Origin of the sequence: Rhodococcus sp. EPR-134, from assembly GCF_001647205.1 — a bacterium.
GTDB classification, from domain to species: Bacteria; Actinomycetota; Actinomycetes; order Mycobacteriales; family Mycobacteriaceae; genus Rhodococcus_F; species Rhodococcus_F qingshengii.
On the sequence record NZ_LVCT01000407.1, the window covers coordinates 1 to 10,045 of the forward strand.

Sequence of the window (10,045 nt, forward strand, 5' to 3'; positions counted from 1 at the left end):
GGTCTCCGCGATCTCCGTGGTGCACAGCGTTGCCGCCAGACTCATGTACCCGCCGGTCAGTGCCTTGCCGACGCACATGACGTCGGGACTGACGCCGGCGTGATCGGCGGCGAACAATTCTCCGGTGCGTCCGAATCCGGTCGCGATTTCGTCGAAGACCAGGAGGACTTGGTACTTGTCGCAGAGGTTACGCAGGTCGATCAGGTACGCGGGATCGTGGAAACGCATTCCGCCGGCGCCTTGGACCACTGGTTCCACGATCACCGCTGCGAGGTGCTCGTGATGCTCGGCCAAGAGCGATTCCAACTCCTGCACGTATTCGGGGAGATAGCCCGCCGGGGGAGCCTGCGCGAAGACCTGAGGGCGCAGGACGTCGGTCCAGAGAGAATGCATGCCGCCGTCGGGATCGCAGACGCTCATGGGGGTGAAGGTGTCACCGTGGTATCCGCCGCGCCAGGTCATCAAACGATTCTTCGACGGCTTTCCGAGGCTCCGCCAGTACTGCAGGCACATCTTCACTGCGACTTCGACCGCCACCGAACCGGAGTCGGAGAGGAACACCTTGTCGAGGTGAGGTGGTGTGATGTCGACGAGCAGTCGCCCGAGGCGAGCGGCGGGTTCGTGCGTCAGTCCGCCGAACATGACATGGCTCATCTTGCCGAGCTGCCGTGCGGCGGCGGTGTCGAGCACGGGATTGCGGTAGCCGTGAATGGCGGCCCACCACGAGCTCATCCCGTCGACCAATCGGCGGCCGTCGGAGAGCGTCAGGGTAGCCCCCTGCGCAGAGTCGACGATCAGCGGACGAGTCGACGCGGGAAACGATCCGTACGGATGCCAGAGGACATCGGCATCGATGGCGGAGACGTCATGGGGATCAAGTCCGGTTGTGAGCACGGATGCACCCTAACCATTGAGTTGAACGGTGTTCAAGTATGGTCGGAAAAGTGAACACCTCGCTGAATTGGCTGACGGCCGTCGAAGCGGACCGCAGGGCCGCTGGACTGCGTCGCGAACTCCGTCCTCGCACGGTCGACTCCCCGTTGATCGACCTGGCGTCGAACGATTACCTCGGACTCGTGCGGCACCCCGATGTGATCGAGGGTGCCACGGCGGCTCTACGCCGTTGGGGCGCGGGCGCCACGGGCTCGCGTCTGGTCACCGGCACCACCACCGAACACGAACTGCTCGAAGTCGAACTGGCCGAATTCGTCGGGGCGGACTCCGGACTTGTCTTCTCCTCCGGTTACACAGCCAATCTCGGCGCGGTGACGGCGCTCTCGGGTCCAGGGTCGTTGATTGTCTCCGATGCGGGATCGCATGCCTCGCTGGTGGATGCCTGCCGCCTGTCACGTGCTCGGGTTGCCGTGGCTCCGCATTCGGACGTGGGCTTTCTCGCCGACACGTTGCGCAGCAGAGTGGAAGAGCGAGCACTGGTCGTCACCGATTCGGTCTTCAGTGCCGACGGAGACCTCGCGCCACTGCGGCAGATGCATCAGGTGTGCCGCGAGTACGGGGCGATCCTGTTGGTCGACGAAGCGCATGGCATCGGTGTGCGCGGTGCCGGTGGACGTGGACTCGTCCACGAGTCGGGCCTGGCCGGTGAACCCGACGTCGTCGTGACGGCAACACTGTCCAAGTCGCTCGCCAGCCAGGGCGGAGTTGTGCTCGGTGACAACAAGATCCGCGCGCATCTCATCGACGCGGCAAGAACGTTCATCTTCGACACCGGTCTCGCACCGGCCGCCGTAGGCGCGGCCAGGGCTGCACTCGCCGTACTCCAGCGTGAGCCGACGCGAGCGCTCGACGTCCTGGCCCGGGCATCCGAGTTGGCGGACGTCACCGGTGCTCCGTCGCCTGAATCTGCTGTCGTCTCAGTCGTTCTCGGTGATCCGCAGCGGGCGTTCGATGCCGCGTCGGCGTGCCGGGATCAGGGGTTGCATGTCGGTTGCTTCCGCCCGCCGTCGGTTCCGGAAGGAACGTCACGGCTGCGTCTGACCGCACGAGCGACGCTGTCCGCATCCGAGATGGAGCAGATCGCTCTCGTACTGCGCGAAGTATTGGCCGGAGCCCGAGCATGAGCATTTTCCTGGTGACCGGAACGTCGACCGACGTCGGAAAAACAGTGGTGACAGCCGCATTGGCATCGGTGGCCTTGCAGTCGGGCAAGTCGGTTGCAGTGCTCAAACCGGCCCAGACCGGCGTCGACGTGGACGGTGCGGGTGATCTGGCCGAGATCGAGCGTCTGACCGGCGGCGGCGTGACGCTGGTCGAGTTGGCGCGGTATCCCGAACCTTTGGCGCCGGATACTGCTGCCCGTCGAAGTGGTCTGCCGTTGTTGGCGCTCGACGAAGTAGTCCGAGTTGCTCGCGACCTGGACACCACCCACGACCTGACCCTGATCGAAGGCGCCGGCGGCTTGCTGGTCCGCTTGGGCGTCGACGGGTTCACCGCTCGCGATCTTGCCGCGGCTCTGGCAGCGCCAGTGGTGCTGGTGGTTGCGTCCGGCCTGGGCACGCTCAATCACACGGCACTGACCGTGGAAGCCCTACGTGCATCCGGCGTGGACTGCGCCGGATTGGTGATCGGTTCGTGGCCGCAGGAACCGGACCTCGCCGAGAAATGCAATCGCGAGGATCTGGTCTCGGTCAGCGGTGTTCCCCTTCTCGGGGTAATGCCTGCCGGAAGTGGAGGCGCGAGTGTCCGAGAGTTTGCTCGCACCGCTTCGATCACGCTCGGTGAACTTCATTTGACCAACTGACGACGTAACATCCGATTTGTCCGCATCGATAGCCAAGGCACAGTGGGGCACCTCGGGTTTCGACGTCCCTCGCGTACGATTCCGGTCGGTATATTTCGACGGGTGTCTTGCGGCGACCCTGCATCCGGGGCGCCTTGGTCACCGACAGTGGTTGTCGAATTGTGAGTAGGTCAGTCGAATGTAGGTGGTGAGCACGGTCGAAAAGTCGTTGTCGTCATCGGCCGTACGTCGCGCACTGCTTATCGGCGTAGTCGTCTTCGTCTCGTGCCTGGTCGGAATTCTGAGCCGTCTGCCGGGCACGCTTGCAGTCTTCTGGCCGGCGAACGCGCTGCTACTCGGGATCCTCTTTCGGTCGCCGCGTTCCGCCACACTGCTCACCTGGATCTGCGTCGTAGTCGGTTATGTCGGAGCCGACCTGATCACCGGTGGGGCATGGGAGTCCACGGTGTGGCTCAACGCGGCCAACATCGTCGGGGTTGCGAGCGGCTTCTACGCCTTTCGCTGGGTCGACAGTGAGGACCGTCGACTGACCAGTATTCAGTCCGTCGGCTATCTCGTGTCGATGACTGTCGCCGCCGCGTCGATGGCGGCGCTCGTGGGCGGAATCGCGAACCGCGTGCTGTTCGGCGGGCAGTGGTGGGACGGCTGGTTGCTCTGGTTCTCGAGTGAGTTCGTCAACTACATGACCATCGTCCCCTTGGTGCTGACATTCCCTTCGCTTCGACGAGTGGATCGAGAACCGAAAGCTGTTGCCACGCTTGTGCGTCGATCAGTCGTTCCGACGGCGCTGCTGGCCGTCTGCATCATCTTGGAGTGGGTGATAGGCGGTGCCGGAGCGATCGCGTTTGCCATGCCGGCGCTGGTGACTGCAGCCTTGCTCACCAATGTATTTGTCACGTCGGTGCTCACCGCTGTGTCAACTGCCTGGACGTTGGTACTGACGGCCGACGGCCATCTCGGATTGTCCAGCGAGGGCGTCTCGCCGGTCAGCGCGTCGGTCCAGATCGGATTGTCGCTGCTGGCGGTAGCGCCGATCGCGGTGGCCTGCGTGATCCTCGAGCGTCGCCGCGCGCTCGAGGCACTCACCCAGGCCGTCACCCACGACGATCTCACCGGTGCGTTGCGCCGGGACGAATTCCTGCGGCGAGGCGGCAGCGTGACGGGTGCGACCGATCCGCGTCGCCACTCTGGACGTCCGGTCAGCGTCCTGATGATGGATCTGGATCACTTCAAGATGGTGAACGACAACCTCGGTCATCGTGCCGGCGATACGGCGTTGGTGAGTTTTGCCGATCAGGTGCGGCGGCACCTCGATGACAAGCATCTCTTCGCCCGATTGGGCGGCGAGGAGTTCGTCGTACTGATGGCCGGCGTCGATCTCGAGGGTGCGACCGAAACAGCCGAGATGATTCGACGCGCGCAAGCGGAGAATTCGTCGGCAGTATTGGGTGAATTCGGGCCGACGGTCAGCATCGGCGTCGCGTGTTCACCCCACGGCGACGCAGACCTGACGCAATTGGTCGATTGCGCTGACGAGGCGTTGTATCGAGCGAAGAAGTTGGACCGCAATCGAACCGTGGCGCTCACGGTCGGTAGCTGAAGAAATACGTGCGGACCCGCAGTTTGTTGCGGGTCCGCACGTGGTGGTGGAGTCGACCGATTCAGAACAGATTGATCAGCGCAGGAACACTGAACAGCGCTACGTAGTAACCCATGAACAGAACTCCGCCGTGAATCTTGAACAGGCGCCCGAGAAGACCACCGACCAGGCCGACCGTCACGGTGATCAGAAGCCCGAGGATGCCGCCCTCCCAGATGCTGATGACCACGACCAGTCCCGTGAACACCGCGATCACAGCTTCGTGACTGATGTGCTTGACCACCGCTGACGCAGCGCGGTACGCGTAGTTCATGGCAAACGGGTATGCGATGACCGTCGCCGTGACCACAGCGAGCAGGCCGTAGAGCAGGAACTCCCACTGCGTCAGGTACGTGGAGAGATTGTTGATCACTCCGGTTTCCTGATTGGTCTCGAACACCGGTGGAGCGTTGAACAGAGGGGCTGCGGGGCCTGCCGCGAGCGGGCTGAGCGGAAGGCCGAAAGCGACGAGTGGGATGAGGGTTTCCGCGATGTAGGTGGATTCCGTCGTACCGTTCTTCGCCGAGACCATTGTGGTCAGTCGGTGATAGCCGTTCTTGATCCGCGCACCTACCAGCTCACCCATCAGAACAGTCATGGCGACCGGGCTGAAGACGAAGGTTGCGCTCGACACCGTGGAAGCGGCGGCGGTGTAACCGATCTGCTTGCGATCGAGGACCTTCAGAGGATTGGGGAAGTATCCCTTCCATCCTTTGATGTCCGGGGCCAATGCAACGGTTTTGGGTTCACTGCGTTCCATGTCCTTACGGCTCGACGGGCCCAAGGTCAATGCGAGGTCCGCGATCAGCGGCCCGACTGCGATCGCAAGGAAGTAGCTGATGTTCAGCGACACATCGTAATTCGACGTCAACGCGCGGGCGCCGAGGATCAAGATGACGAAGGGAACGAGGGCGACAACCCCGGCCCAGCGGCCTGGTGAGGCGTAGGCGATGCCGATGGCGGCGACCAGGAACAGCCACGGTGCTATCGACTGAACGGTGTCCGCGAACGGCGCGAGGATGGTCGCGAACAAAACGGCAACCGGCACAGCGACGAACGCCGAGATCACTGCTCCCGAGATCGCCTTGCGGAGTGCGATGTGCGGGATGCCGAGTGAGCGCATCATCTGCGCTTCCGGCAAGAGTGGAATCGCCATCGTGTCGCCGGGAATGCCCAGCAGCATCGTCGGCACCGCGTGCGTCATGTGTTTGGCGATCGCACCCGAGAGGAAGAACGTGAAGACCGCCGCCGGGGGAGCGCCGAGCAGAATCACGAGCAGAGTCAGCGGTGCGATCGTGGCGGTCTCGTCCGTGCCGGAGATCAATCCGATGAACGTGAACGCGACCGCACCGATGATGCCGAAGAGAACGGCAATCAGAATTTCGTTGGTCAGAACCGAACTCATGCGCGCCCACCGTCCTTCGGTGTGTTCGAGACCCGTGCGTGCTCGGCCTCGGCAGCGGCGAAGTGGTCGTACAGACCCAGCTCGCGAAGTTCCTGTCGGCTCTGCTCCGGAATGTCGGCGAGAGTGCCCAGACCCTGGCGCTGTTCACTCATCGTCGTGATGACACCGTCGATCGACTCCGCGTCGGCGGCGGCCAAGGCGACTATCCGCTTCGGCTTGATGAAGATTCCGCAGACCACGCCGGCGAGCAGGCAGGCCGCGATGCCGACCAGAAGGCTGTACGCCTGGGCCAACGACGGTTCGCTGACGACCCGTTCGAACAGTGCCTGGGCCGCGAGAAGGGCCGAGGCGCCGACGACACTGCCGACTGCAACGGAGATCGCGAGGTGTCGACCGTTGACGGTGTCGCCCCAGACTTCGAGGTATGTCTGCTGCTCGGTCGGCTCGGTTGTGGTGGTCGGCGTCGTTGCCGGCTGCGGTGGTGACATCAGTCTTCTCCAGTGTCATGCATGGCGGGGTCGTCAGGGAGGGGCTTGCGAGATGAGGGGCTTGCGTTGCGGGTGTCAGGTGCGTGCTGCGCGGAGGGCGGTGACAACTCGGGACGGGCTCGAGTGGCCGATCTGTTCGGCCATCCAGCTGCTTGTATCGGTGAGCGAATCCAGGTCGATGCCGGTGTCGATCCCGAGGCCGTGGAGCATCCACACCAGATCCTCGGTGGCGAGATTTCCGGTCGCGCCCTTGGCATACGGGCACCGTCCGAGACCACCTGCGGAACTGTCGAATTCGGATACCCCAGCGGTCAACGACGCATAGACGTTCGACAGCGCCTGGCCGTAGGTGTCGTGAAAGTGCATGGCGATCCGCGATGTGGGGATGCCACGTTCTCGGAGGGCGCCGAGCAAAGCGAGCACATGGCCAGGTGTGCCGACGCCGATGGTGTCGCCGAGTGAGAGTGACGTGACACCGCTGTCGACCAGGGTCTTTGCGATGTCGGCGACACGCTCGACGGGCACGGAGCCTTCCCACGGGTCGCCGAAGCACATGGAGATGTAGCCGCGGACGGGAAGTCCCAGGGCTCGGGCGGCCGTAGTGGCCTCGGCAGCCGCGGCGATCGCGCCGTCCACCGTGGAATTGAGGTTGCGTTTCGCGAATTCCTTTGTGGCGCTGACGAATACTGCAACCTCGCTTGCTCCGGCGGCGACGGCCCGCTCGAGACCCTTGCGGTTCGGGACAAGAACGACCGTACGTACCGAGTCCGGCAGGTGCAGCCGACCCATCAATTCTTCCGCGTCCGCAAGTTGCGGGATCCATCGAGGTGAGACGAAACTCGTCAATTCGACAGTGCGGGAGCCGGCCGCGACCAGGCGTTCGATGAACTGGGCTTTCGTCTCGGTCGGGATCACCGCTGTTTCCGCTTGAAGTCCGTCGCGTGGCCCGACTTCGTAGATCCGGACCGAGGTCGGCAGCCCCGGCGCCGGCACTCGATGAGGCGCCGGCTTCCACACCGGTGATCCTGCAACTGTTTCGGTCATTGTCGTCAGTTTCCGCCGCGGATCTCGGCGAGAACCTTCTCGGCATGCTCGACGCGAATGCTCTTGTCCGCGATCAGGCGTGCCACCACGGCGTCGATCTCGCTCTTCTGCGCTCCGGCGGTGGCAGCGATGTTGCGGGCGTGCAGCCCCATGTGTCCGCGCTGGACACCCTCACTGGCCAGAACGCGGACAGCAGCCAGGTTCTGCGCCAGGCCGACTGCCAGGATGATGCCGGCGAGTTCCTCGGCGCTCTCGACGCCGAGCATCTTGATTGCGGCCTGCGCTACCGGGTGCACTTTGGTGGCCCCGCCGACGAGGCCGACCGGCATGGGTAGCTCGAGGGTGCCGACGATGTTTCCGTCGGCATTCTTCTCGAAATGCGAGAGCGACGAGTAGATCCCGTCGGCGTTGACTGCATGGGAATGGCACCCGGCTTCGACTGCGCGCGTGTCGTTTCCGGTTGCCAACACCACGGCGCTGATGCCGTTCATGATGCCCTTGTTGTGTGTCGCGGCGCGGTAGGGATCCAGCTCCGCCAAGCGTGCGGCATGGATCAGGTTGTCCACTACCTCTGCACCGCCGATCAATTCGGCGTCGAACACGGCACGAACGCGCGTCAGCCGCAGATCTGCCTTGTTGGTGAGAATGCGAAGAACGACGTGCCCGCCGCCGATCTCGGCTACTCGATCCGCGATTGCCTCTGCCATCGTGTTGACTGCGTTGGCGCCCATGGCATCTCGTACGTCGACATGAAGGTGGAGGACGACGTAGGCGGCCTTGTCCGAGGACACGATGCGAACCGAAATGTCCTTCACGCCACCCCCGACGCTGACCAGCTTCGGGTCCTGCTCGTTGGCGAGTGCAATGATTTCTTCACGTGCCTCGAGGAGTCGGATGCGGGCAGCTGCCGGATCCACGACGTCGACGAGTTGAATCTGGGCTTGCATGATCGGCTGCGTGCTCGAGACGTGAAAGCCCCCGAGTCCGCGTGCGATGCGAGCAGCGTTACTCGCGGCTGCGACTACCGACGGCTCCTCGGTGGCGAGGGGGATCAGGTAGTCCGTGCCGTTGATCGTGAAGTTGGTGGCCACGCCGACCGGGATGCCGATGACGCCGAGGACGTTCTCGACCATGCGATCGGCCTGATCGATGGTGAGGCCGTCGGCAGCGTCGTAGACCGCGATGTCTGCTTCGGTCAGGTCGGTCTGGCGAACGATCTCGGCGCGCCGTGCGGCGACGTCGTAGGACCGGAAATCGGCGATGCGGCTGTTGGTTGATCGGCTGCTGGTTGATGACACGGGGGGTCGTCCTCCTGAAGTGGTTCTGTGCTCCGCTTCACAGTAGGGAGGTCGATGCTTGCCAGGCCACGTGCTCACGACACATCGATCGGTCGAAATTGTAGTGTCATGCACCATCGGCGCTGTCGGTGATGCCGCTTCCGGCCTCTTCGGTTCCCACGTCCCGAAGTTCGTCGAGCCTCGTCGCCATGGACACCCGGAAAAAGTTCTCGTCTTCCCGCCACGATTGACCGAGGAGCGTACGGATGCGGTCGAGACGCTGAACGACGGTGTTGGGGTGATAGTTGAGTGCGCGGGCAGCCTTGGTCGGGCTCCCGTCGTTGCGTACCAGGGCACGAAGGGTCGCGGTGAGATCGGTGTCCTTGTCGCGGTCGTACGCGAGTACCGGGCCGATTACTTCGTCGATGAACTGATGAAGTGATTCCGGATTTTCGCCGAACAGAACGGTGTACGGCAGATATGACGCCGTCGTGACCGCGCCGTCGGTCTTGCCCAATGCCGTGAGTAGGCGGGCCGTGCGCAGCGCCGAGGTGAAGCGCGCCGGGAGCTCTTCGGGGCGTTCCGCCGTCGCCGGCGCAATGACTACTGCGTGCGGTCCTACCGAACCGGTGATCTGACGGTGAATGACCGTCGCCGCGGCTGCCGGGTTTCCCGAGCGCGAGACCACCGCGATCAATCCGGCATGCTGCGCCGCCAACCCCGCTACCGGCAGAGACTGCCCGATTGCGCGGAGCGCGGCGGTGCGGAGTTCCGGAGCGACCGACACCACGAGGACGGTGTCCAGTTCGCCGAGTGAGATGCCGAGGTTTCGGGTCCTACGTTCGAGATCGCGCCTGCGCTCGGGGGCAGTGCTCAGCAAGTCGGCGACCAGTTCGTCACGTGCACGCCGGTCCGCTGCTGCCGCCGCCGAGTGTTGCAACACGAGGATGGCAGTGACCTGAGCTGCCCGTTCCACGGTCCGGAGTTCGACGGGGCCGATCGGCGCGTCCGAACGATTCAGCAAGATGGCCCCGAGGAACGATTCTCCGGCGGTGACGGCGCTGACGAGTTGGATCACGGTCTCACTGTCATCGGCGACAAACGTGCATCGGCCGCTTCGGCGACTCTGGTCGATGGCCTCGGACACGGCGGGAGGAAGAGACATCGGCACCGTCGTGATCTGCTCGCCAGAGGATTTCACGAGAGGGCGTAGCTCACTGTCGACGACGACGGTGCTGCGCTCGAGAGAGCTGCTGAGAGTTCGTGCAACCTGGGCGTATCCGCCGCCGCGGAGAACGGCGTGGATCAGATCCTGGTGGACGACGTTCGATTTGTCCCGCGCGGACACGTGTTCGCGCAGCTCGTCGAGTGCTCGCCCGGTCTCGGCAGCGGATTCCTCGGCGCGGTCGAGTGCCCGCGCGGTTTGCAGGACCA

The 10,045-nt window shown here is 63.9% G+C and carries 9 protein-coding genes; 3 read left to right on the forward strand and 6 right to left on the reverse strand.

Annotation, left to right across the window (positions count from 1 at the left end; genetic code table 11):
- Positions 1–894, reverse strand: an 894-nt coding sequence (bioA, locus tag A2J01_RS18690) for an adenosylmethionine--8-amino-7-oxononanoate transaminase (protein ID WP_064113303.1), incomplete at its 3' end; no start/stop codon positions are given.
- Between the two features lie 38 nt (positions 895–932).
- On the opposite strand from bioA, the gene A2J01_RS18695 reads away from it, so the two are divergent.
- The 3 genes from A2J01_RS18695 to A2J01_RS18705 all read left to right on the forward strand — a co-directional run bounded on the left by A2J01_RS18695 (position 933) and on the right by A2J01_RS18705 (position 4,358).
- Complete coding sequence (locus A2J01_RS18695) at positions 933–2,078, forward strand: 8-amino-7-oxononanoate synthase (protein WP_064113304.1); 1,146 nt, start codon at positions 933–935, stop codon at positions 2,076–2,078.
- Positions 2,075–2,758, forward strand: coding sequence for a dethiobiotin synthase (gene bioD / locus A2J01_RS18700; protein ID WP_064113305.1), 684 nt, complete (start codon positions 2,075–2,077; stop codon positions 2,756–2,758). The genes A2J01_RS18695 and bioD overlap by 4 nt, the downstream gene beginning before the upstream one ends.
- 187 nt (positions 2,759–2,945) lie before the next feature.
- Entirely contained in the window at positions 2,946–4,358 is a 1,413-nt protein-coding gene (locus A2J01_RS18705) for a GGDEF domain-containing protein (protein ID WP_231915827.1), read from the forward strand.
- Between the two features lie 61 nt (positions 4,359–4,419).
- On the opposite strand, the gene A2J01_RS18710 is transcribed toward A2J01_RS18705, so the two are convergent.
- From A2J01_RS18710 to A2J01_RS18730, 5 genes are all read right to left on the reverse strand, one after another.
- On the reverse strand, positions 4,420–5,802 hold the full coding sequence (locus A2J01_RS18710) for a tripartite tricarboxylate transporter permease (RefSeq protein WP_003941745.1): 1,383 nt from the start codon (positions 5,800–5,802) through the stop codon (positions 4,420–4,422).
- Positions 5,799–6,290, reverse strand: a complete 492-nt coding sequence (locus A2J01_RS18715; protein ID WP_003941716.1) for a hypothetical protein — start codon at positions 6,288–6,290, stop codon at positions 5,799–5,801. The genes A2J01_RS18710 and A2J01_RS18715 overlap by 4 nt, the downstream gene beginning before the upstream one ends.
- Positions 6,291–6,365: 75 nt before the next feature.
- On the reverse strand, positions 6,366–7,334 hold the full coding sequence (locus A2J01_RS18720; RefSeq protein WP_082900900.1) for a hydroxymethylglutaryl-CoA lyase: 969 nt from the start codon (positions 7,332–7,334) through the stop codon (positions 6,366–6,368).
- A 5-nt stretch (positions 7,335–7,339) separates the two neighbouring features.
- A complete protein-coding gene (locus A2J01_RS18725) occupies positions 7,340–8,632 on the reverse strand; it encodes a hydroxymethylglutaryl-CoA reductase, degradative (protein WP_050655329.1) in 1,293 nt (430 codons plus the stop codon).
- Between the two features lie 106 nt (positions 8,633–8,738).
- Positions 8,739–10,045, reverse strand: a 1,307-nt coding sequence (locus A2J01_RS18730; protein WP_064113307.1) for a PucR family transcriptional regulator, incomplete at its 5' end; no start/stop codon positions are given.